Source organism: Marinomonas sp. NPDC078689 (genome assembly GCF_044542435.1).
GTDB lineage: Bacteria > Pseudomonadota > Gammaproteobacteria > Pseudomonadales > Marinomonadaceae > Marinomonas > Marinomonas arenicola.
This window is the reverse complement of record NZ_JBITUJ010000004.1, coordinates 232,782-255,309: the sequence shown is the minus strand read 5'-3', so window position 1 is coordinate 255,309 and position 22,528 is coordinate 232,782. Positions and strand designations below refer to the sequence as shown.

Here is a 22,528-nt window from a genome sequence, read left to right as displayed (position 1 = left end):
TAAGTCATCTCGATTTAGTGGGTCTACAGCTTTAATCTGGGGTGACTTTGTTCTCTATATGGAATCGCTCAGTCTTTCCCCCCGTGATGTATTTAGAAAAGGGTAGAGTATGTCTACGACTTCAACCTTGGCTCAGCCAAAATCCATTGCCGTTCCCTCTTGGCGTGAAGAAGGTGCGCAGCCTTTTGTTCAAATTGATCAATTAACCAAGCAATTTGGCGATTTTACCGCCGTGAATTCGGTGTCATTGGACATTTATAAAAACGAACTGTTTTGTCTTTTAGGTGGTTCTGGTTCCGGTAAAAGTACTTTGTTGCGAATGCTGGCGGGTTTTGAACAGCCGACCAGCGGTCGAATTTTGATCGATGGTGTTGATATGGCAAACATTCAGCCATGGGAACGCCCGGTTAATATGATGTTTCAATCTTATGCCTTGTTTCCGCACCTATCGGTAGAAGCAAACGTGGCGTTTGGTTTACGCCGTGAAGGCATCAAATCGAGTGAAGTGAAAAAACGTGTTGCCGACATGCTTGATATGGTGCAAATGGGACATTTAGCAAAACGTAAGCCGCATATGCTGTCTGGCGGCCAGCGTCAACGTGTTGCGCTAGCTCGTTCCTTGGTGAAGCGTCCTAAGTTGTTGCTATTGGATGAGCCATTAGGCGCATTGGATAAAAAACTCAGAGAAGAAACTCAGTTTGAATTGATTAATATCCAAGATGAGTTAGGTGTGACCTTTGTTGTGGTAACCCATGACCAAGAAGAAGCGATGACATTGGCCACCCGAATCGGTGTGATGGATCAAGGCATCATCACGCAGATAGACGAGCCGCATCAAGTGTATGAATACCCAAATAGCCGTTTTGTGGCGGAGTTTATTGGTAATGTAAACTTGTTCGAAGGCACCGTCATGGGTGACGAAAGAGACAGCGTAACGATTCACTGTCCAGACACAAATAGTATGATTCGAGCGGATCATGGTATTAGCTGCACTCCAAATCAAACGGTTTACGCGGCAATACGCCCTGAAAAAATTCGCATATCGCGTGAAAAACCCGTTGAGGAAACAAACTCTACTTGTGGTGTGATCGCTGAAATCGCCTACATGGGAAGCCAGTCTATCTTCAAGGTGCGTTTGGCCAGTGGCAAAGAAGTGCGTATCACGCAACCAAACTTTGCCCGCGATATGGGCGACCGATTAACCTGGGATGAGACGGTTTATTTATCATGGGATGCTGACAGCAGCGTGGTATTAATATCATGAATAATCCAGCCTCTCCTCAGCAAACACCAAGGCCTGTCACGCCAGGAAAGGCGAGTCGTTTATCGCGATTATGGAACCGCTTGAGAACCATTAATATTGGTCGTGGAGCGGTGATTACTATTCCTTCTTTATGGTTGGGGATTTTCTTCTTCATCCCCTTCTTGGTGGTGTTTAAGATTTCATTGTCCGATGCGGCGATTGCGATTCCACCTTATTCTGCGATGTTTGATTGGAACCCAGAAGAGGCCTACCTCTCGATCAAAGCGTCATTTAGTAACTATTTGTTTTTGTTCCAGAATGACTTTTACTTAGACGCTTATTTAAGCTCTATCCGCATTGCCGCGGTGTCGACGGTATTCACCTTGATCTTAGGGTTTCCCATTGCCTACATGATTGCCCGTAGTCAGCCAACAATGCGTACTTTGTTGTTGTCTTTGGTCATTCTGCCTTTTTGGACTTCTTTCTTATTGCGGGTGTATGCCTGGATTGGCTTGCTCAAGAAAAACGGTGTAATCAATGACTTTTTGATGAGCACAGGGTTGATTGACCATCCTATAACCATGCTACAAACCGACTTTGCTGTGTACATCGGGATTGTCTACACCTACCTTCCTTTTATGGTGCTACCGCTTTACACCACGTTGGAAAAAATGGATTTGACCTTGTTGGAAGCCTCAGAAGATTTAGGCGCCAAACCTTATCAAACCTTCTTTCTTGTGACCTTACCTTTGGCAATGCCAGGGATTGTTGCAGGCTGTTTGTTGGTGTTTATTCCGGCGGTCGGTGAATTCGTTATTCCGTCTTTGTTAGGTGGTTCAGATACTCTGATGATAGGTCGAGTGCTGTGGGACGAGTTCTTCTTAAACCGTGATTGGCCGATGGCATCTGCGGTCGCGATCGTCATGTTAATTGTATTGGTCGGCCCCATTATGTTTATGCGTAGCCGTAACAAGCAGGAGGATGTGTGATGAAGCGACGTTCTTGGTTTCTTAAAGGTTCTGCTTTATTTGGCTTTCTCTTTTTGTATGCGCCAATATTATCTCTAATTATCTACAGCTTTAATGAATCTAAGCTGGTGACCGTGTGGGGAGGCTGGTCACTAAAGTGGTACAGCTCTTTGTTCCAAAATGATCAGATTATGGACGCAGCACTGCTAAGCTTTAAAATCGCCATTATTAGCGCCACATTGGCGGCCGTTTTAGGGACCATGGCAGGCTTTGTGTTAAGTCGTATGGGGCCATTTCGCGGCAAAACCATTTTAGGTGGTTGGGTAACCGCTCCTTTGGTGATGCCTGAAGTTATCACCGGTTTGTCCTTGTTGCTGTTGTTTGTGGCCATGGAAAGTCTCTTTGGTTGGCCTGCTGGGCGTGGTGAAATTACCATTATCATTGCTCACACGACCTTCTGCCTCGCTTATGTGGCTGTGGTTGTGCAATCGCGCTTGTCGTCGATGGATGAAACCTTAGAAGAGGCGGCAATGGATCTGGGGGCCAAACCTGGCACCTTGTTCTTCTTGGTGACCTTGCCATTGATTGCCCCTGCGATTATTTCGGGCTGGTTGTTGTCTTTTACCTTGTCGCTAGATGATCTGGTCATCGCAAGTTTCGTATCGGGTCCTGGTAACAGCACATTGCCGATGGTTATTTTCTCTAAGGTGCGCTTAGGCGTAACCCCTGAGGTGAATGCCTTGGCAACCTTGATGATTCTGGCAGTGTCCATTGCGGTGATCGCGGCGATTGTGATCATGCGCCGACAAACAAAGTTTCAGCAACCGTAAGTCTCTAACCTCGAGTCGCTTAGTAGGTTAGTGCTGTGTTCTTTTTAGGTTTCCCCCAAACCCTTCATTTGAAGGGTTTTTTATTGCCTGTGTGTTACCAACTCTTTGCCGTGCGGTCACATTATTTGCGTCTTTACATTTATCCGACGGAAACGATTACCTGCCGACTTTGTAAGAATTTCTTGTTTAGCCTTTAAAAAAGCGCGCTTAAAAATCACTATCAAATAAAAACGCCTTAAAAATCAGTGGTTTACTATCTTCTTTACAAACTGGCACGACCTTCGCAATACCATTAGGGAAGACAATGAAAACGATGAAAATACGTTAAGGAGAATAGCATGTTGGTTTGGACCGTTATCTTTCTAATGATTGCATTGGTTGCCGCTGTACTGGGCTTTACTGGTATTGCAGGCGCAGCGGCAGGGATCGCTAAAATCATCTTTTTCATTTTTATTGTTTTACTACTGATTTCTTTGGTTGCGAACGCCCTACGTGGCAAATCACCAAGAAAATAATCTAAACTGAATGGAGATTATCTTTATGAATATGAAACGTGTATTACTAAAAAGCGCATTGGTTATGGTCGTTGCTGGTTCATTGGCAGCGTGTAATGACGAAACATCAAACAGTGCAGATGACACGGCTTCAAAAGTGGGTGATCAGGTTGAGCAGACCATGGACAAAGCCGGTGACGCTATGGATGACGCAGGTGATGCGATTTCAGATCAGGCGACGGATATGGGTAACGCAATTGAAGATACCTGTGAGAAAGCCAAAGAAGGCGTGAACGCCGAAGACACAGATTGCTAGTCACAGCGTTTTATTACTTTGCCCAGATCTCGTATAGATTTCTGGGCAAAGTAAGTGCTATGTTGATTGAATAGCGTTGCTTTTGAGGACAGTGTTGGTTTTCTGGATGATGTTAGTTTATTAAGATGAGTTGAGTTTTAGTAGAGTGACGAGGAGGCGTGCCTTTGTTTCAGCCACAATATTATTTCTACATCACAGTGGTGTTAGCACTGCTGACAACATTGACTTCTAACGTCTATTTTAAGTTGGCATTGGCGTGGTTTACCTTGTCCTATCTGGCTGTCAGCTTGGCGTATTTATTAAACAACCCCACCATTTTTCGAAAACGCTCCGACGGCAGTGTGCCCGTGTATATCCGCTGGGTATTTCATCCTTTCCTATGGACGACTCAGCTGTACAATTCTTGGCAACGTAGCCGTGATACCGTGCCAGCCTTGCAAAAAATCGACGAAGGTTTGTACCTTGCCCGTCGTCTTTTCCCTTCTGATGTGCATCACCTTAAAAGTGAGAATATAGCGGCGATCCTTGATGTGACCGCTGAATTTACTTCGTTGAATTGGGTGTCCAGTCAACAGCATGTGGATTATCTAAATATTCCTGTGTTGGATCATTCGACGCCCTCTAACGTGCAAATATACAAAGCCTTAAACTGGATACACACACATCGAAAAACAGGCCGTTCGGTGATGATTCATTGTGCGTTAGGTCGCGGACGTTCGGTTTTTGTTATGGCGGCGTATTTATTGAGCCAAAATCCAAACTGCTCACCCGACGACGTGATGGAAAAAATTCGCACCATTCGTCAAACGGCACGCCTGAATAAACGTCAGTTTAAGGCGCTAAAGCGCGCCCATAAAAATGGTTTACTCACGGTGCGTAATACCGCTTGGCTGATTGCTAACCCCGTTGCAGGAAAGCGCCAATGGGAAGCTGAAAAAGCGTTTATTTTGCGTTATCTGAGTGCCTATTATGATGTGACTGTGAAAATAACGTCCCCTGAGAATAATGGGACGGTTTATGCCAAAGAGGCGGTAAACGCTTCTCCAGACCTTGTTATTGCTTGCGGAGGAGACGGTACCGTGGCGGAAGTGGCGAGCGCGCTGGTGGGCAGTGATATCAAGCTGGGTATCATTCCTTTTGGTACCGCAAATGCGTTGAGCCATGTGTTGTGCGGCGTCTTGTCCAAAGTGGCGCCAGTGGAAACCGCGTGCATTAATTTAGTGGAAGGGTGTGAGCAAAAAATTGATACCGCCGAGTGCAATGGTGAGCTAATGCTGCTTATGGTTGGTGTGGGCTTTGAACAACAAATGATTGAAAAAGCGGACCGTGAGAAGAAAAACACCAGTGGGCAACTTGCTTATTTACAAGGTTTACGAGAAGCCATCAGCCAAAATGATGTGCATGAGTTTCAGGTGTCATTAGACGATGAAGAGACGTTTATGATTAAGACACCGAGTCTCACAATAGCCAATGCCGCTCCCATCACTACCTTGTTGGCGCAAGGTAGGGGAATGCCAAATATTATGGACGGTGAGTTGGATTTAACCTGGCTTGATCCACATCGTTTTCAATTGTTGAATTTGGCGGAATTGGCTTTGTTAGGGTTAGGGGATGCCAACGCTGATAATGGGTCAGAGCATGACGAAGAGGCGCGAGAGTCAGGGGTGTTCCATCGTGCGGCTCGACAAGTCACCGTCGATATTAGTCAGGTAGGGCGCTATGTGATTGACGGCGAGGAGCGAGAGGCTGATACGATTAATATTAAGGTCAATCCAAATTCACTGAATGTGGTGGTGCCTGAGTCTGCTTTAAACAATGCGCTAAAAGAAAACTCTGGCACCAAAGAGGCTCAAAAAACAGCGCAATGAGTACTTTCTCTGCGGTCTCCTGATCTACTGAGCAGACGGAGACTCGCCATAGTACATCGAAGGTTGGTTAATTAGAGTTGTCGTATTTGTCCAGTTTGTTATAAAGCGTTTTCACACTGATGCCGAGCTGTTGAGCGGTATCTGTTTTATTGCCCGCGTTTTCTTTTAAGGTTTCGGTGATGGCAATTTTTTCGATGTCATCGAGGCGCATACCGACGGGCACTTTTTGACTGTCATCGGCTTGGTCATCGTCTCCTAGGCTATTGATAATCAAATGTTCTGGCTTAATCACATCATTTGCCAGTATGCAGGCGCGTTCAATGGTGTGCTTTAATTCGCGCACATTACCAGGCCAAGAATAGCTTTGTATTTTATCAAGGGTGCTTTTTGAGAGGCTTTTATGGGTGTTATCTTGGGCATTACGATACGCCAAGAAGTGTTGCGCTAGGCCGCTAGCGTCTTCTTCACGGTCTCGCAGTGGCGGAACGCTAATAGGGAATTGAGCCAATCGAAAATACAGATCTTCTCGGAAGGTTTCCTCTTTGATTGCATCGCTAAGGCAGCGGTTGGTCGCCGCAATGATACGCACATCTGCGATTTTGACGTTTTGTCCTCCAACGGGTTTGTATTCCCCGCTCTCTAGTACCCGCAGTAATTTTACCTGATGTTCGTAAGGCATCTCGGTGATTTCGTCTAGAAACAGAGTGCCTCCTTCGGCTTGTTCAAAAACCCCTTCATGGTCCTTGTAGGCGCCAGTAAAAGAGCCTTTTACGTGACCAAACAATTCACTGTCAATAAGTTCTGGGCTTAAGGCGCCGCAGTTGATGGCGACAAATGGCGCTTCAGAGCGCTCGCTAAAGATATGCAATGTGTTGGCCACTAGCTCTTTACCAGAGCCGCTTTCGCCAATAATAAAGGCGTTGGTTTTGGTGGCGGCGACTTTGCGAATGGTGCGGTACAAAGAGTGCATAGCGAGGGAAGAGCCCACTAATTGACCAAACTGGTCTAAATTACTGGTGTTGCTTAATGCGCTGCTTTTGCTATCACTGAGTTCGATAAAAGACTCTCGTAACGAGGCTTCGATTAATGAGTAATTAAAGGGTGCGCGATAATGGAACCCAGCCCCTTTATGCATCAGCTCATCCAACAAGGTGTCGGGTTTGCCTTGGCTGAAAAATGAAAATTCAATGCAGTTCAATAATTCGCTATTTTGCAAGGCGAGGAAAGAGGCTTTTTCTACGCCGTCAACTTCAATTATGGCGACCTGACATTGCGAGTGTGTTAGTTGTTCTAACCAGCATTCAGCTTGGTTACTTATCATTAGCTCAAATTGTCGAACGCTGTCTAAAGACAATAGAGCAGAGGCTAATGATGGATCACGAGTGTGTATAAAAAGCTTTGGTGATGGCATGTTAGCTCTCCTTAAGAATCCTGTTGAATCATCTTACGCTGTGTAAGGCTGACAAGATAACGTGTAATTTCTTCCTGTTTTCATCCAGTTTTCACCCAGTTGAAACATCAAATTGCTAGGTTAGCTCCTATAACATCACAGGTTGGCTAAGTTGGCATAGCCTTTGTAAGAGACTTTTCAGTAAACAGATTCGTTTTATAGGTTATTTACACAAAACACGCCATATCGAGAGGGGATAAATCATGCAACCGAGTAACAATAATACCAAGGCCTATTGTGACGCCGACTCGCGACTGATGGTTGATATTCTTTCTATTAGTTTCGATGGCAGTGTTGCCAATTCCAATCTCTATAAGCGCGCGACCAATACGGCAGAGCAGCATTTTTTCCAGCGGGTGTCTACTCAGTATCGAACGCTATGTGACAGCTTGTTGGTAAGCTTAGCACCATTGCCGAAAGACAGTGGTACGATGAATTTAGAGGCAGGTTACATTGCGAAGGCGTATTTGATGGCTTTAAAGTCCTCTGACAAACATGCACCAAGTCGAGTCATGAGTGTAAATCGCCAAGCGCTAAAAAGAATCAGAAGGATGGTGGAGCGAATTAGCGACCGTCTCTTTGCCAGTTGGATTAGCCAGTACCTAGCGTGGATTCAAATGACGTTGGATCATGTTCAGCAGCAGCGTTCCGCCATGCTAACCCTAGAACCAGGTTGTGGGAACCGAGAACAGCTGAGTCAGCATTAAACGAAGCACGCTGGATGTGCTTCGTTCTTGCCGTAGCCGTGTTGCTAACCATGTTTGTTATAACAGCGCATTGCGAGGGGCAATGATGCGTTAGTGGCTGCCAGTTACTTGGCGGTAATCTAAAGAGCCGATAATGGTGCCATTGTTTTCGCTGGTATCAACGTCAAATGTGGCATGGCTTTTCTCGTTGTTAGGATTAACAATACTGATCACCTTATCATTGACCAACAACTGATAGCTTTCTGAGTAAGTGATGCGCAGATCTTCAGAGTGTTGAGCGTCGAATAATAAACCATCTTTCAAGCGGATAACTCGACTTTCGCCGCGAACCCATTGGCCTATTAACGGTTGTGTGACAAAGCTGGAATCGGCCAGTGTGATGTTCGTTTTAGACACCAATATTTGAATGATGTCTCCTGGTAAGGCGGCTTTTTTACGTTGCTCTACGCGGCTGTCGATGGCCATAAGTTGCTCACTGGTCTGATCGTTGTAAGCACGCAGTTGTTGAATGGCTTCAGAGGTAAGCAGCTGTGTGGTCATACACTCTTTGTCTATGGATGGAATGCTGGGCGCTGTCCCAGAGCGAGCCAGAAGCTCTGAATGATGAGCTGCGGCTTGTTTCATTTCCTCGTCAAGTGTCTCAAGCAGGGCTTGCGAACGCTCACCACTTGTTTGTGAAGACGTAACGGCTTGCTCTTTTGAGCTTGCTTGATGTGTTGTTTGTTCAGTCTCTGATGGCGTTGTTTTGTGCAAAATAGGTAAGGAGCATGCACTGATGAAAAGCGGCAAAAGTAAAAAGCCTGCACGGAATAGCGACATTGAATAATCCTAAGATTAGATATAAAAATAAGTGCAGCTAGTATGCGGCATGGACCCGGTGATGTCGAGATCTCGTGCTCGAATCATCTGCGTCAATACTATCAAAAGAACTGTAAAAGGACTGTCTGAAGAAGCAAATGTTTGTTTGAAGGTTTTGTCGGTTTGTCTCTGACTGAAATGCCCTTAAATTAAGCACTTGATGAATTAAGATGCCTTCATTGGTGTGGTGATTGAAGGCATCTTGAACGAGTCATGTCGGCATCATAGAAGCAAAAAAGGTTAGGCTTTAGTCTGATTCCAAAGGATGCATTCGTCTAAGGTAATTCCTTGTCCGCCGAAGATATCAAGCGCGCTGCCAATGGTCAGATCTACCTTGCCATTAGAGAGTTGATTGACGCGTTTTAAATCGTCTAACGAGCGCGCGCCGCCAGCGTAAGTCACGGCAACCGGACAACCTTGGCCAAGCAGTGTCACCAGCTCTTCATCAATACCACTTTGTAAACCTTCGACATCGGCCGCATGAATCAGAAACTCATCGCAATGGTCAGCAAGTTCAATAAGGTTGGCACTATTCACTTCTGTGGAGGTAATGGTTTGCCAACGATCAGTGGCAATGTACCAGCCATTGGCAGTACGGCGGCAGCTGAGATCAAGAACCAAGCGATCTACGCCTGTTTCACGTTTTACTTTATCGAGACGATCCCAAGAGAATTCACCGTTTTCAAACAAATACGATGTAACAATAACGTGTGATGCGCCGGCTTCAAGATAGCTTTGTGCATTGCGTGCGGTTACGCCACCGCCAAATTGAAGACCATTTGGGTAGGTTTTTAGCGCGCTGATCGCTTCGTTATGATTGCCTTTCCCCAATGCAATAACATGACCGCCAGTTAAATTGTGTTCACGGTATAGGGCGGCATAATGCGCTGCGTCGTAATCACTAATAAAGTTTTCTTTGGCGCCTTTGTCATTGAGGCTGCCGCCGACGATTTGCTTAACTTTGCCTTGGTGTAAATCAATACAAGGACGAAACTGAGTCACGAAAAACTCCCTACTTAATCTGAGACAAGAGACGGATTGTAACTGATAATGTAGCTTGAAACGATCCATCAAAGCAAAGCCTGACTAAGACTGTTACAATCTTGGCCAGATTAAGCTGACGAGTTATAAAATTATCCCAATGTTGCAAATTTCCATTGCTGTTTCCATTCCCGATCACGAAATTGAATTAACAGCTATTCGAGCCCAAGGCGCGGGCGGTCAAAACGTTAACAAAGTCTCATCGGCGATCCATTTGCGCTTTAATGTTGCCAACTCTTCCTTGCCTGACTTCCATAAAGAACGTCTGCTGGCGTTGAGTGACAGCCGTCTAACGAAAGAGGGTGATATTGTCATCAAGGCGCAGCAACATAGAACCCAAGAGTTAAACCGAGAGGATGCTTTAGCGCGCTTAAAAACGCTTATTCTTGACGCCATTAAAGTGCAAAAAGCGCGTCGAGCGACCAAACCTTCGCGCTCTTCACAAAAGAAACGCGTCGACAAGAAAAAACAAAAAGGTCAGATTAAAAGCTTACGAAAAAGCAATTGGGATTAACAAACGCGAAGTCGACGAGTTACTCCTAAAGGGCTAATTCGTTGCGTATATCTGACGAGGGTATTCTTTTTGCAGTTGTAAAATGAGTGTGCCTAACACCTCAAGGCCTTTTTCTATTTTGTCTTCAGGTATCGCCGAGAACCCCAGTCGTATGTAATTCTGTGGAGAAGGCGCTTGGGCAAAAAGGCTGTCTCCCGATTCCACTAAAATACTGTAATTAGACGCTAAACGAACTAAGTCTGAGCTTTTTAAGGGGCTGGGCAATTTTATCCAAAAGCAGAAGCTACCTTGGGTTTCTGTTATCTCACATTGTGCTAAGTGTTTTTTCAACCCACGAGACATCAGTCCCCATTTTGTTTCATACAAGGTTTTCATCCGGCGCAAATGGCTGTCGTAGTACCCCTGACTAATAAAGAGCGCGGCCACGGTTTGGTTGTTAGCGGGCGGATGGCGATATTGCAAACGACGCAGCTCTCTGAGTTCTTTGATTAATTCCGCGTCCGCCACTAAATAACCTAACCTAAGTCCCGGTGATAAAGACTTTGATAAACTGCCTGCGTAAATAACCCTGCCTTTATCATCCATGCTTTTTAACGATGGCAAAGGGCGCTCATGGAAATTCACTTCGCTTTCATAATCGTCTTCGATAATGATGAAATCGTCTGTTGATGCTTGCTCTAATAGTGCGATACGCCTATCCAATGGCATGGTGACCGTCGTGGGGTATTGATGGCTTGGGGTCACGCAAACATAATCACAGGGGCTAAGCTGTGGTCCTGTGACCACGCCTTGATCATCGAGTTGCAAAAAGGTGAGTTGTGAACGCGAGGCATGAAAAATATGGCGTTGGTCTGGATAGCCAGGGTCTTCTAATCCAACCAAGGTGTCTTCATTGGTGAGTAAACCAGCCAAAAGAGAAAACGAATTTTGCGTGCCCATGGTGAGAAGTATCTGGTCGGCACTGGCGGTGATGCCGCGTTTGGGCAAAATATTTTGACGTATTTGGCTGATTAGTGCCTTTGAGTCCACATCCACATAGTCTTCAATCCACTCATGAACATTCCCGCGACTCTGCGCAATGCGAGTGCATTCACGCCATTGATAAAGCGGAAAGTGCATGGGCTCTATTTGGCCGTAAATAAATGGATATGAGTAGGTGATCCAATTTTTGTCCTTGTTCAAGGTGTTAAAAGAAGAGGGGATTTTTTTGAGTCTTTTGCTCCAGCCTAGGTCACTTTCTGGCGTCTTCTTTAAAAGGTGCACTGTATCGGGGAGTTGATCGTCTAGTTCCGGGTTCACAAAGTAGCCACTGCGCTCTTTAGAAATTAAAAAGCGTTCATCAACCAAGCCTTCGTACACCAGCATAACGGTATTTCTGGACACGCCTAACAGCTGAGCCATCTTACGGCTGGAAGGTAAACTAGATTCGCCAAAATAATCTTTCTTAATTAAATCAACGAGTTTCTCTCTTATTTGTTGTTGAAAGCTTTTGCCAGGTTGGAATTCAACATTAATTAGACAGTCCGTCATTGTTATTACCTTTCTCGAATTAGCACAGGACTTGAAAATCTAGTGTTCATTTATGCAAAAAATACTCCATGTTTTCTTATGTTTTTCTCTGGACCATAAAATTTGTGGGTTGGCTCTATGGCTTTGGAGGTCAGATAAGTAACTTGAATAACAAGATTTAACGAATTGCCTTACACGTCGTGAGATGAGTTAGGCAGAACAGGAGTGGAAAAATGAATACATTAGACATTCGGGATGTATCGGTAGTTTACCCTTCCTCTCAAGGGGGAGAAGCGGTCACAGCGCTGTCTGATATCAATTTGACGATAGAGCAAGGAGACCTAGTGGTTGCCTTAGGCGCTTCAGGTTGCGGTAAAACCACTTTATTAAGTTTGATTGCAGGATTTATTGCCCCTAGCAAAGGGTATTTAACATTGGGTGATAGCTCAATAAAGGGCTACCCACGCATTGCTTGTGGTTTGGATCTGGGCGATGAAGTGATTGGTCCTGGAGCAGATCGTGGTGTGGTGTTTCAAAAGCACGCGTTGTTGCCTTGGCTTGATGTGATTGAGAACACGGAATTTGGTCTTAAGCTACAAGGTGTTGGCAAAAAAGAGCGTCGTGAAAAAGCCGCAGAATTTCTAAAGCTGGTGGGGTTAGAAGACTTTCATCATCACCGCGTTTATCAATTGTCTGGTGGCATGCAGCAGCGTGTGGGGATTGCCAGAGCGTTGGCGAATAATCCAGAAATGCTACTTCTTGATGAGCCTTTAGGAGCCCTAGACGCTTTGACACGAGAGTCCTTGCAAGAGCTGTTATTAGATGTCTGGCAAGAGACCAATAAAATGATGTTTTTCATCACACACAGTGTGGATGAAGCCTTGTTGTTAGCCACTCGTCTGATTGTGATGTCACCTCGTCCAGGGCGTATTACTCACCAGTTTGATCTGAACTTTAATAGAGAGTTTTTGGCGTGTCGTGACGCTCGTAAAGTGAAATCTAGCGAAGCATTTATCAGTACAAGAGAAAAGATACTATCGATCATTCATGGCGATGAAACGGGTCAAGAAGGGGCTTAATATGAACATTAAATCAACCACAGCTTTAGCTGATACAAATGCAAAAAACGAGTCGAAAGCACCGGTTTTAGCAAACAAAGAGTTCACCCCATTAATACAAAAACTCATGCTTTATTCGAAATTGAAAATCAGCAAACCTTCGATTAAAAGTGGTGAGTTCTATGGCGCGCCTGGGGCAGGCGACAGCCGCCTTATTTCTGTCGTGTCGACGCTTTTGTTTATTGGCATTTGGGCTTTGGTCACCGAGATGGGGTTTATTGATCCTTTGTTCTTACCGTCGCCGTTTGATGTGTTTCAAAAGTTTCTCGACATTGCCAATAACGGGTTTGCTGGTGCGACGCTAATAGAGCATTTATCGGCCAGTTTGACGCGAATTTTCGGTGCCTTTTTCTTTGCCTGTTTGATTGGTATTCCGCTCGGGATTTTAATCGGTTGCAGCTACATCTTACGCGGTATTTTTGATCCACTGATCGAGTTCTATCGCCCATTACCACCATTGGCTTACTTACCGCTCATCATTATTTGGTTGGGGATTGATGAAAGCAGCAAGATGACGTTGATCTTTCTGGCCATGCTCGCGCCGATTATTTTGAGCGCTCGTGCTGGCGTAACCTCGGTGCGTATCGAGCAAATTCAAGTGGCTTACTCTATGGGGGCGAGTCGTTGGCAGGTAATAACCCAAGTGATTGCGAAAGGTGCGTTACCTGATGTGTTAACAGGCATGCGCATCGCAATTGGTTTTGGGTGGACAACCTTGGTGGCGGCAGAAATGGTCGCGGCGCAACGAGGTATTGGTTTTATGGTGTTAAACGCGTCTGAGTTCTTACGTACCGATGTGGTCATTGCTGGGATCATAGTGATTGGTGTGATTGCGTATTGCTTTGATCTACTGATGCGTTATTTGGAAAGAAAGCTTGTTCCATGGAAAGGTCATAACTAATAACAGGGCGACTGAGTTATAGGTTGAAAACACATAATTCATTAAAACTATTAAACTATCATGCAAGGAATAACTATGAAATTTGTGAAAAAAGTAGCTTTGTTCGCGGGCGCTATGGCGATTTCATTTAGCGCTATGTCAGAAGAAATCACCATAGGTTACCAAGGGATTTTTAACCCTTATAAAAAGGTAATTGATGAAAAAATCATAGAGAAAAAGTTGGGTGTGACCATCAATTGGCGGCGTTTTGATTCCGGTGCGAAAGCCATGACCGCATTGGCATCAGGCAGTGTAGACATTGCGACTGCAGGCTCTAGTCCTATTGCTGCGGCGGTGAGTAATGGTGTGAAAGCAGAGGTCTTTTGGATTTTAGAAAACATTGGTGATGCCGAGGCTATGGTGGTTCGTAATGGCTCCGACATTATGAAACCCTCTGATCTGAAAGGTAAAACCATTGCCGTCCCGTTTGTCTCGACAACGCATTTTCATATGATGTTTGCCTTAGAGCAATTTGGCATTAAGCCAAGTGAAGTGAAACTGTTGAACATGCAGCCGAGCGCTATCGCTGCTGCTTGGCGTCGTGGTGATATTGATGCCGCGTTTATTTGGGATCCAGTGTTAGGCCAAATCAAGCAAAATGGACATGTGCTTATTACCTCGAAAACATTAAGCTCTTGGGGCAAACCAACGTTTGATGGGTTGGTGGCAAACAAGAAGTTTTCGGAAACCCATAAGCAATTTCTAGTCGATTTTGTCAAAATTGTGGCCGCGGTAGACAAAGAATACAACGATCATAAAACAAGCTTTACAACGGACAACCCGATGGCCAAATCCATCAGTAAAATCACTGGTGGTGATATCAATACTGTGCCAAGTGTGATGGCGCTATACGAATACCCAACGCTTAAAGAGCAAGGGTCTTGCGCTTGGTTAGGCTGTGGTGACAAAGGGGGCGTTGTTTCGGCTCTGAAAGCCACGTCTGAGTTCTTATTGGAGCAGAAAAAAATCAGTGGTTTAAAAGAGGATTATTCTGTCTTTGTGAACCCTGAGTATGTGAAAGCAGCGATGCAATAAGCGCTATCGATTTACGTAATCGTATCTTTTAAACCGCTCGTTCTTCTCAACCAAAGCCAATGCTTAAAGCGTTGGCTTTTTTATGCCCAGACGGTCTTCAGAATAGCGCTGGGCTTCTAGGTGATATTATTTTGGGAATATTAGAGCGAGGTGTTTTAGTGTCGTTTAATCCGAATGTCAGCCGCTGCTAAAGCCTCGGTAACACAGGGGAATACGTGGTTTCGTGATTGACCATATACGGACATAAGGGTGGGACAAAGGAGTGAAGGGCGACAGTAGAAAGGGGCGTGTCAGCGCAGCATAGTACCTCACTTAATGAGGTTACTTACTCCGCGCTGTTTTTTTACATAGAACGAAAGGCTTGGCTAAACCCAACGACCGCAACGAGGACCATTAACGGTAGAGAGATGGACTTAAAGGATGTTGGAGGGCGTTTGTTAAAAAAGAATTGACCAATTTTAACGCCTATCATAGTGGGCACTAACAAGCATGCGATAGTAAGATACACCTCATTACTGGAGGATTGGCTTAACCCTAGGCCAATTAGCGCAACCAATTCACTGACGATAAAAAATAAAATCATGGTAGCCCGCTGTGCTCTGACATTCAGAGGGCTGGATAAAATGTAATAAAGGATCATAGGGCCACCAATAGAGGCACTAGAAGTGCCAACGCCTGAAGCGACTCCTGTTAATAATTTTTTACCGAATGAATCGTTCTGAGACGGTTTGGCTTTTTTGATTAATAGCATCACCAGTATCAAGACAAAGGAACAGATCGCCAGTTTCAACCAGATAGCAGGCAGTAAATACAATAATAAGAGGCCAATTGGAATGCCTAATATTGAGCCACTAGCCAAAATGCGAAACGTTTTTTTATCCGCGTGTTTAGTCGCTTCTCTAATCAGGCTGATGCTGCAAATGAAATCCAGTGCTAACACAATAGGCACGCTTTTAATCGGGTCTAGAAATAGGTTTAAGCCAATAACAGCAATCACGGCAAAGCCAAAGCCAGCATAGCCGCGAACAATACCGGCAAAAAAAACAATAGGAACTAAATAGACTAGATTTTCCATAGAGCACAGCTTCCTAAAAAGTAAATAGGGCAGAAGTATGCTGCCTAGAGCGCACTCTGAGTAGAGCCAGTTAAGACTCCCCATAGCGCCAGGTATCGAGTGAGTAAAATTATTGGCTATTGCTACCTTGTGGCTGCTGGATCTTCGTTTGGCTGTCGTCAATGGCATAAACTCAGGCCTTAATAAGGCTCTATGCTCCCTGCTAAGGTGTTGTTTGATGATTCGGTGTCGCTCGCCCATTCATTCCTCATTTTAATTTCTTCTGTTGCGCTTCTTTCCCTCTCTTTTGTTGTCCGATTTGTGTGTTTTTCTTCTAAGTAAGCGTTTTTATCTGGGTGGCAAGGAAGCCATCGAATAAAAAGCCAAAGAGCCTTCATGGAATAATGAAAAAAAATAGCAAGAAAGTAGCATGTTGGTCTTGCAATCACGTGTTTTTTAGTGGCTAAAAAAGCGTTTTTAATGGTAAAGGAACTGTAACGATGTGTATAAGGTGATTAAGGTATCTGTAAACATTAACCGATTGTTTAATTTTTTTTCAAACGTTGTGCTTGCTCTATGTGGTTTTATGTTTACCTCATGTTTACATTTTGTTCTTCTTTGTGACCTTTTGTAAGTCTTTGTTATGGCATCAGAAAAGCCAGAAATCTTGATTTTTTGTTTATCTCTTAATTTATTTAGTTATGAAAATATTTAGTTGTAAATGTTGGTGTATTTAAATGATACGGCTTTATTCGATATGAAAGTAAGCAAATAGAAACGTACTAAACAGATTTTTATTATCTAGGATCAAATGGTGTTAGCGAGGCTGGCAAAAGGAAGTAAAGGAAATGAGAAAAAGTATTGCAATTATATTATCTGCCTACGCCTTCAATGCTTATAGTAGTGATGACGTAAGTTTAACATTAATTGGGTATATTCCTGAAAAATGTGGCTTTACAGCAGAGAGCAATAACTTGTCTCTTTCTAATAATGGTTTAGCTAGCACAGAACTGGTGATTGATTGTAATTCACCCATGCGAGTATCGATGCAATCTGAGAATGGTGGTTTGCGCCATCAGAAAGGTACTCAAATAAATGATTATAGCGTGACATTGTCGATAGCGGATGCAAATTACAGTACGTCTGTATTGGCGCATCAACTAAAAAACACAAAGATGTTTAACGTAAATGAGATTTTATTTAAAAGCATAGCGACATTACAGCTTAAACTAGTGGACCCTTTGATTTATGCGGGGAATTACCAGGACGTTATTCGCATAGAAATGACCCCATCAGCAATATCCGGTGGAGTATGGTAAAGCATTAATTTTTAGATATTAAATATTATATAAGGAATATCAAGATGAAAAAGTTAATAGTATTATCAGCAATCGCAGCCCTTACTTCTGGTGTCGCATTCGCAAGTGATGTAGCAGTGGGTGGTCATGTACCATCTGTTTGTAAAGTCATGCCAGGTAGCGAGTCCTCTGTTACTTTCCCAGACTTAATTGACGGTGAACAAAGCACTTTTGGCTTTAAAATCAAATGTAATGATTATGATGGAGCGACTGTAACATTAACGTCTTCAGAAGGTCATATGCAAACCGTTGATGGCTTGGATGCAACAGGTGTTGGCTATACTGCGGCGTTAACTGCATTACCATATAACTTCACCCTAAGTGCAACTACTGGTGTTGATGATTTGAGTATGTCTCAAAGCGAGCCTGGTTCTACAGACTTGGCTACTGGCATTCCTGGAACGGTTACACTTACTGTTGTAGGTAATCCAACTTTCTCAGGTTTCTATACTGATCAATTAAGCTTAACAATTGCAGCTAACTAATATTTAAATGAAAAAAGGCAGTGCTATCACTGCCTTTTTTATTAGGAAGAATATTATGAAATATATTATCAGTTTTCTTTTGTTCGTTGTTTCTTATTCAGTATTTGCATTTGAAGTTAGGCCGATGGTCTCAGAAATAAAGCCATCTGGCAGTCAATCTCAACAAACTATGCGGGTTTATAATAGTACTAAAGATCCGTTGACTATTGAGATAGAAGCGTTTGATTTGTTGATAGATGCTAATGGTAAAGAAAGCTTAAAAATAAATGGAGAAGATTTTTTAATTATCCCTATAACCAGTATTGTTCAGCCTGGAAAGAGTCAGTCTATTATTGTTCGTTATATTGGTGATCCTGTATTGTCCTCCTCTAAAGCTTACCGAATTGCGATTAATCAAATACCCTTGTCGTTAGATTCCTCTTCAAGTTCTGGGGTAACTATGGCTATGAATTTTCATACACTATTAAATGTGGTTCCTGACAATGCAGAGGCAAATGTTTCTATTAAAGGGAAAAAGCAAGTTTCTAAAGGGGTTTGGAGTGTCGATTTAGAGAATACAGGGAATAAATTTATTCGCCTGACTCAATCGAAATGGAAGATACATAATAAAGATGGAGAATTTGTCTTAGAAGGTAAGGAGCTTAGCCAGTCTTTAAGTGGGAAGATTATGCTCCCTAATTCAAAAAGTACCGTTTTGGTTAGAGTGCCATCACAATTTAATGCCTCTGATAGTGATTTGGAAGTGACTTTATAATGTTGTGGCGAATTGTAATGACATTATTCCTGTATAGCCTGGTGACAGCACCAGTTTATGCAGTAGAAGTAACGCCCATGGTCATTACTTTTTCGCCTTATGATTCGGTAAGAACCCCCTTTAGTTTGGTTTACAACCAGCTACCCAGAGACATTGCTTTTGATATTCAAATTTATGAAGTGGATTTTGATCCAACTGGTGCCACCGAGCCTAAATTGATCCCTGTGGATGATGCTCCGTTATGGGTTTTTCCGCCGTCTTTGTATTTAAAAGCAGGAAAAAGCCAACGAATACAATTTAGATGGGTTGGTAAGAATGTCCCCTCTGTCGATAAAACTTATCAAGTCAGTTTGATTGAACAGCCTATTGCGAATTTACCGATAGAAAAACAGTCGAAGTTAACCATCCTATTGGACGTTAATTTGATTGTTCATATTGACCAAGCGGTACTTACTCCAGACATAAGCGTAGGACCATCTAATATAAAAAATGGCGTCTTAATCGCTAAGGTAATGAATAAAGGCGCTGGGGCGAGCCGATTAAGTGATTACGATATTGATATTGTTGAAGATGGCGTCGAGTTAAAGCACATTGCCAAACAGGAATTAAAGTCTCAGGGCTACGACGTTTTTTTTCCGCCTAAGAGCGCTATGTTCGTAAAAATCCCTGTGTCAGATCTAATAAAAAAGAATAAAAACAATGTAAAACTAGAGCTGATGGAATAGTTATGCGAATTTTTTTATGTCTAATATTGTTTTTTTTTCGACATTGAGTATGGCGAAAATCAACCCATCTAATCGAACTATTGATTTGAGAGTGGAGGCTGAGTTGAATAAAACCTCGATAGGTCAGCTGACATTAAGCGTAACACCAGAAGACGCGTTATTGCTCAAATGGAGCGAGTTAGAACCCAGCCTTGTGAAAATGTTGTACCCAAGCGCATTAACTTCGCTTAAAAGCGAGTTAGATGGGGAACTAATTTCGCAACAATCATTGGAGTCCCAAGGTTTTTCCGTCACGTTCGATTTAAGCGACTTTAGTTTAAAAATGTCTGCACCATTAGAGCTAATTCGTCCTCAAACCTTAAGTGTCAGAACGGATAGCGCAAGACCTAAAAGTGATCAACCTGCAGACATCAGTGGTTATTTAAACTTGTATTCGAGTTATTTGTACCAGCGTGATGAGGTGGAAGAAACCATCAGTGAACAATTGGATATTCGCTCTGAAATGGTGATGAACTGGCAAGGTTGGGTAATAGAAAACGAGAATGAATACAGCTCAGTCAGTGCCGCTGGTGAGTCTAGTATTACGCGAACTGGATCACGCTTAGTCCATGATTTACCCCTAGATGGCGCCCGCATAGAGATTGGTGATAATTACAGTTTTGGCAGTTATTTTCAGTCTTCAACTCGCATGCTAGGGGTGTCGATTACCCATGATTATTCATTGGTATCAGATCGTATTATTCAGCCCAGTGCATCCAGAAGTTTTACCTTAACCAGCCCATCGTCAGTTGAAGTGCTGGTAGACGATCAAGTTATCAGACGATTGAATTTAGCTTCGGGCGTTTATTCCTTAAATGATATCCCGCTTAATGAAGGCAGTAACGATATCACTTTGCGCATTACCGACAATGTGGGTGTGGTGACGTATGTGAATTTTGATGTCACAACGGGGTTGGATTTATTTGCGAAAGGGGAGTTTGAATATGAGCTTCATGTGGGCGTGCCCGCCGAGCTGCAAGATCAGCTAGAGTATCAATATAGTGAACCCTTTATCAGTGGTTATTTAGACTATGGTGTGACAACGGATTGGACGGTAGGCGCCAATGCCCAAGCGGATGAATTTGTGCAGCAGGTGGGGCTTAAAAATATTTACGCTTCGCCCATTGGGCAAATTGCCTTTGAAAATGCCTTTAGTAGCAGTGATGAAAATGGCCAAGCCTATCGAGTGGTATACAGCAGTTTTACCGATAATAGTCCAGCCCACAAAGACTTTAGTTTGGGCTATGAGCACGCCACACGATATTTTAGGCGGTTAGGCTATCGACCTGATACAGATGATACAACTGTGAACAGTGAACACCAGATTTTAGCCAACTACAGTTTTTTTGTTACGCCCACTTTCCAGACCTCTTTATCCGCCAACTTATCTAGAAATTATGACCAAGAAGAGCTCAATAAATCGTTTGCAGTACTCTTCTCTCAGGACTTGGCAAAGGGGCAGTTTCGTTACAGCGTAGGGGGGCAATGGGAAGAAAACCAAGGAGAAGATGATTGGAGTGTTAGCTTGTCTTTGAGTTATAAACTGTCGAGTCAGAGAAAAGTGAAATTATCCCACCAGTCTTCTCGAGATAGCACGCGTCTGGAATTTAGCCAAGAGAATGACCAGAGGTATGTGGGTGCTTTAAATGTACGAGCCGGTATTGAAAAGAACGATGAAAACGAAGCCGCATTGGACTTAACGACGCTGTATAACGGCAACCGTTTTACCGCGAGCTTTGACCAAGCCAGTTATTACGACCAGCTTAATGCTCAATCCGCCCAGCATCAAAGCCGCTTAAGCCTTTCGTCCAGTGTGGCATTTGCCGGTGGCCATTGGGCGGTCGGAAAAACCATCGATGACAGCTTTGCGGTGGTGGATGCGCACCCAACATTAGGGGATAAAACCATCGTATTAGGCAGTTATGACGATGAGTATCGGGCGAGTAACAAGGACTTTGACAGTATTTTAATCAACGACTTAAGCTCATACAGTTATTCATCCGTTACTGTGGATGTGAATGATTTAGCACCAGGCTATGACATTGGCTCAGGTGTCTTATCTTTCTATCCGTCTTACCGCAGTGGTTATGGGGTTGTGGTGGGAACTGAAGCCAATATCTCTGTTATCGCCACTTTATTAGATGAGAATAAAGAGCCATTGGCATTACAAGTAGGTACCGCGGTTTGTACTACGGACAGCAATAAAAAAGAGAGCACATTCTTTACTAATAGGTCTGGGCGATTTGCCATTACAGGTTTAAAGCCTTGCCTCTACGAAGTCACCCTAAAAGACGCTAAAAGCTCCTCCTTTAAAATTGATGTGAAAAAAGGCGAGCAACTGCAAAGGAAAGGAGAAATTTATGTACACTAAAAAGCTATCTCTATGGATTGCGGGTGTTGTTTTCTTAGGTTTGTCTCAAATGACTTATGCAAACTGTAACGCAAAAATTGGCACTATTAAGCATTTGTCCGATGATTTTGAACATTATCATGCGCAGCAGCCCAATGATGCTAAAAAACGTTTGCATATTAGTGTTCGTGACACACAAGACTGCCAATTGTATATGGTGCTCACCAGTAACAATCAAAACCAACTGAAAGGCCAATTTCAGGCCATTCCTTATTATGTTAAAAGTGATATCCAGCAAACGATTAGCTCCTCTGTGACCCGCTTGAATTTTGTGGACTCCTCTGCCGACATTGAGTTACGGATTCGAGCCGGAACGCCAGTAAAAGCGGGAGAGTATTCAGATCGACTAGAGCTAAAACTCTATGACATAAATAACAGTTTATTGGATGAGCGAGAGTTCGAAATTAAAGAAACGATCCTACCAAGAACCAGTTTGTCTGTCGTTGGGTACAGCTCTAGCTCAAATGTAATTAACCTTGGCGAACTCGTTTCGGGCAAAGAGTACAATATGTTGCCGACCTTTAAAGTGGTCACAAACGCCGATGTTCAACTCAGTGTGAACTCAGAAAATAGAGGCCGATTAATCCATTCCTTATATAAAAATAAATACACCATTGATTATTTTTTAAGCTTGGACGGCGACAGAGTGAATTTAATAGGCGAATCAAAAAGAACCTTTGCGTATAAAGGACAAACGGTTTTCTTATTGAGATTAGGCATGCAATTAGGTGAATTTCAAAGGCAGGCGGCAGGTGAATACAGTGACACGATTCGATTTCATGTGACACCGCTTAACTATTAGATAAATAAAA

At 43.5% G+C, this 22,528-nt stretch carries 22 protein-coding genes; 17 read left to right on the top strand and 5 right to left on the bottom strand.

Going from position 1 to position 22,528, the window contains the following annotated elements; translation table 11 throughout:
* The first annotated feature begins 109 nt into the window (after positions 1 to 109).
* From ACIGBN_RS09600 to ACIGBN_RS09575, 6 genes are all read left to right on the top strand, one after another.
* Positions 110 to 1,264: an ABC transporter ATP-binding protein gene (locus ACIGBN_RS09600; protein ID WP_396665089.1), complete on the top strand. Its 1,155-nt coding sequence runs from the start codon at positions 110 to 112 to the stop codon at positions 1,262 to 1,264.
* A complete protein-coding gene (locus tag ACIGBN_RS09595) occupies positions 1,261 to 2,232 on the top strand; it encodes an ABC transporter permease subunit (RefSeq protein WP_133001473.1) in 972 nt (323 codons plus the stop codon). The genes ACIGBN_RS09600 and ACIGBN_RS09595 overlap by 4 nt, the downstream gene beginning before the upstream one ends.
* Positions 2,232 to 3,041 (top strand): ABC transporter permease subunit, encoded by an 810-nt coding sequence (locus ACIGBN_RS09590; RefSeq protein WP_133002087.1) that lies wholly within the window; start codon positions 2,232 to 2,234, stop codon positions 3,039 to 3,041. Before ACIGBN_RS09595 ends, ACIGBN_RS09590 begins: the two co-directional genes overlap by 1 nt.
* A gap of 338 nt (positions 3,042 to 3,379) precedes the next feature.
* On the top strand, positions 3,380 to 3,556 hold the full coding sequence (locus ACIGBN_RS09585) for a DUF1328 family protein (RefSeq protein WP_133001472.1): 177 nt from the start codon (positions 3,380 to 3,382) through the stop codon (positions 3,554 to 3,556).
* 25 nt (positions 3,557 to 3,581) lie between these two features.
* The gene (locus tag ACIGBN_RS09580; protein ID WP_133001471.1) at positions 3,582 to 3,851 is read left to right on the top strand and encodes a hypothetical protein; all 270 of its coding nucleotides are present in this window, start codon (positions 3,582 to 3,584) and stop codon (positions 3,849 to 3,851) included.
* A 164-nt stretch (positions 3,852 to 4,015) separates the two neighbouring features.
* Complete coding sequence (locus tag ACIGBN_RS09575) at positions 4,016 to 5,719, top strand: diacylglycerol kinase family protein (protein ID WP_396665086.1); 1,704 nt, start codon at positions 4,016 to 4,018, stop codon at positions 5,717 to 5,719.
* Between the two features lie 67 nt (positions 5,720 to 5,786).
* On the opposite strand, the gene ACIGBN_RS09570 is transcribed toward ACIGBN_RS09575, so the two are convergent.
* Positions 5,787 to 7,130: a sigma-54 interaction domain-containing protein gene (locus ACIGBN_RS09570; protein WP_396665084.1), complete on the bottom strand. Its 1,344-nt coding sequence runs from the start codon at positions 7,128 to 7,130 to the stop codon at positions 5,787 to 5,789.
* Positions 7,131 to 7,372: 242 nt separating this feature from the next.
* On the opposite strand from ACIGBN_RS09570, the gene ACIGBN_RS09565 reads away from it, so the two are divergent.
* Positions 7,373 to 7,876, top strand: a complete 504-nt coding sequence (locus tag ACIGBN_RS09565) for a hypothetical protein (protein ID WP_133001468.1) — start codon at positions 7,373 to 7,375, stop codon at positions 7,874 to 7,876.
* Positions 7,877 to 7,966: 90 nt separating this feature from the next.
* Here the strand turns inward: ACIGBN_RS09565 and ACIGBN_RS09560 are convergent, their stop codons facing one another.
* Both ACIGBN_RS09560 and hisA read right to left on the bottom strand, forming a co-directional pair.
* Entirely contained in the window at positions 7,967 to 8,695 is a 729-nt protein-coding gene (locus ACIGBN_RS09560) for a hypothetical protein (RefSeq protein WP_396665082.1), read from the bottom strand.
* Between the two features lie 279 nt (positions 8,696 to 8,974).
* Complete coding sequence (gene hisA / locus ACIGBN_RS09555; protein ID WP_133001466.1) at positions 8,975 to 9,736, bottom strand: phosphoribosylformimino-5-aminoimidazole carboxamide ribotide isomerase; 762 nt, start codon at positions 9,734 to 9,736, stop codon at positions 8,975 to 8,977.
* Positions 9,737 to 9,875: 139 nt separating this feature from the next.
* On the opposite strand from hisA, the gene arfB reads away from it, so the two are divergent.
* The gene (gene arfB / locus ACIGBN_RS09550; protein WP_396665080.1) at positions 9,876 to 10,289 is read left to right on the top strand and encodes an alternative ribosome rescue aminoacyl-tRNA hydrolase ArfB; all 414 of its coding nucleotides are present in this window, start codon (positions 9,876 to 9,878) and stop codon (positions 10,287 to 10,289) included.
* Between the two features lie 33 nt (positions 10,290 to 10,322).
* Here the strand turns inward: arfB and ACIGBN_RS09545 are convergent, their stop codons facing one another.
* Positions 10,323 to 11,819 (bottom strand): PLP-dependent aminotransferase family protein, encoded by a 1,497-nt coding sequence (locus tag ACIGBN_RS09545; protein ID WP_396665078.1) that lies wholly within the window; start codon positions 11,817 to 11,819, stop codon positions 10,323 to 10,325.
* Between the two features lie 212 nt (positions 11,820 to 12,031).
* Here ACIGBN_RS09545 and ACIGBN_RS09540 point away from each other — a divergent pair, with 212 nt between their 5' ends.
* The 3 genes from ACIGBN_RS09540 (at position 12,032) to tauA (ending at position 14,891) form a co-directional block, all read left to right on the top strand.
* Complete coding sequence (locus ACIGBN_RS09540; protein ID WP_396665076.1) at positions 12,032 to 12,877, top strand: taurine ABC transporter ATP-binding protein; 846 nt, start codon at positions 12,032 to 12,034, stop codon at positions 12,875 to 12,877.
* A gap of 1 nt (position 12,878) precedes the next feature.
* Positions 12,879 to 13,817, top strand: coding sequence for an ABC transporter permease subunit (locus tag ACIGBN_RS09535; protein WP_396665074.1), 939 nt, complete (start codon positions 12,879 to 12,881; stop codon positions 13,815 to 13,817).
* Between the two features lie 75 nt (positions 13,818 to 13,892).
* Positions 13,893 to 14,891: a taurine ABC transporter substrate-binding protein gene (tauA, locus tag ACIGBN_RS09530; protein ID WP_133001462.1), complete on the top strand. Its 999-nt coding sequence runs from the start codon at positions 13,893 to 13,895 to the stop codon at positions 14,889 to 14,891.
* Between the two features lie 343 nt (positions 14,892 to 15,234).
* Here tauA and ACIGBN_RS09525 read toward each other — a convergent pair whose 3' ends face one another.
* The gene (locus ACIGBN_RS09525; protein WP_396665071.1) at positions 15,235 to 15,966 is read right to left on the bottom strand and encodes a sulfite exporter TauE/SafE family protein; all 732 of its coding nucleotides are present in this window, start codon (positions 15,964 to 15,966) and stop codon (positions 15,235 to 15,237) included.
* 827 nt (positions 15,967 to 16,793) lie between these two features.
* Here ACIGBN_RS09525 and ACIGBN_RS09520 point away from each other — a divergent pair.
* From ACIGBN_RS09520 to ACIGBN_RS09495, 6 genes are read left to right on the top strand one after another with little or no spacing between them, the layout of a single operon-like run.
* Positions 16,794 to 17,264: a hypothetical protein gene (locus tag ACIGBN_RS09520; protein ID WP_133001460.1), complete on the top strand. Its 471-nt coding sequence runs from the start codon at positions 16,794 to 16,796 to the stop codon at positions 17,262 to 17,264.
* Between the two features lie 44 nt (positions 17,265 to 17,308).
* Complete coding sequence (locus tag ACIGBN_RS09515) at positions 17,309 to 17,788, top strand: hypothetical protein (protein ID WP_396665069.1); 480 nt, start codon at positions 17,309 to 17,311, stop codon at positions 17,786 to 17,788.
* A gap of 55 nt (positions 17,789 to 17,843) precedes the next feature.
* Positions 17,844 to 18,542 carry a fimbria/pilus periplasmic chaperone gene (locus ACIGBN_RS09510; protein ID WP_396665067.1) on the top strand — a complete coding sequence of 233 codons (699 nt, stop codon included), beginning with the start codon at positions 17,844 to 17,846 and terminating at the stop codon, positions 18,540 to 18,542.
* A 17-nt stretch (positions 18,543 to 18,559) separates the two neighbouring features.
* Positions 18,560 to 19,267: a hypothetical protein gene (locus ACIGBN_RS09505; protein ID WP_396665065.1), complete on the top strand. Its 708-nt coding sequence runs from the start codon at positions 18,560 to 18,562 to the stop codon at positions 19,265 to 19,267.
* 16 nt (positions 19,268 to 19,283) lie between these two features.
* Positions 19,284 to 21,677, top strand: a complete 2,394-nt coding sequence (locus ACIGBN_RS09500) for a fimbria/pilus outer membrane usher protein (RefSeq protein ID WP_396665063.1) — start codon at positions 19,284 to 19,286, stop codon at positions 21,675 to 21,677.
* Complete coding sequence (locus ACIGBN_RS09495; RefSeq protein ID WP_396665061.1) at positions 21,667 to 22,518, top strand: hypothetical protein; 852 nt, start codon at positions 21,667 to 21,669, stop codon at positions 22,516 to 22,518. Before ACIGBN_RS09500 ends, ACIGBN_RS09495 begins: the two co-directional genes overlap by 11 nt.
* The last annotated feature ends 10 nt before the right edge of the window (positions 22,519 to 22,528 follow it).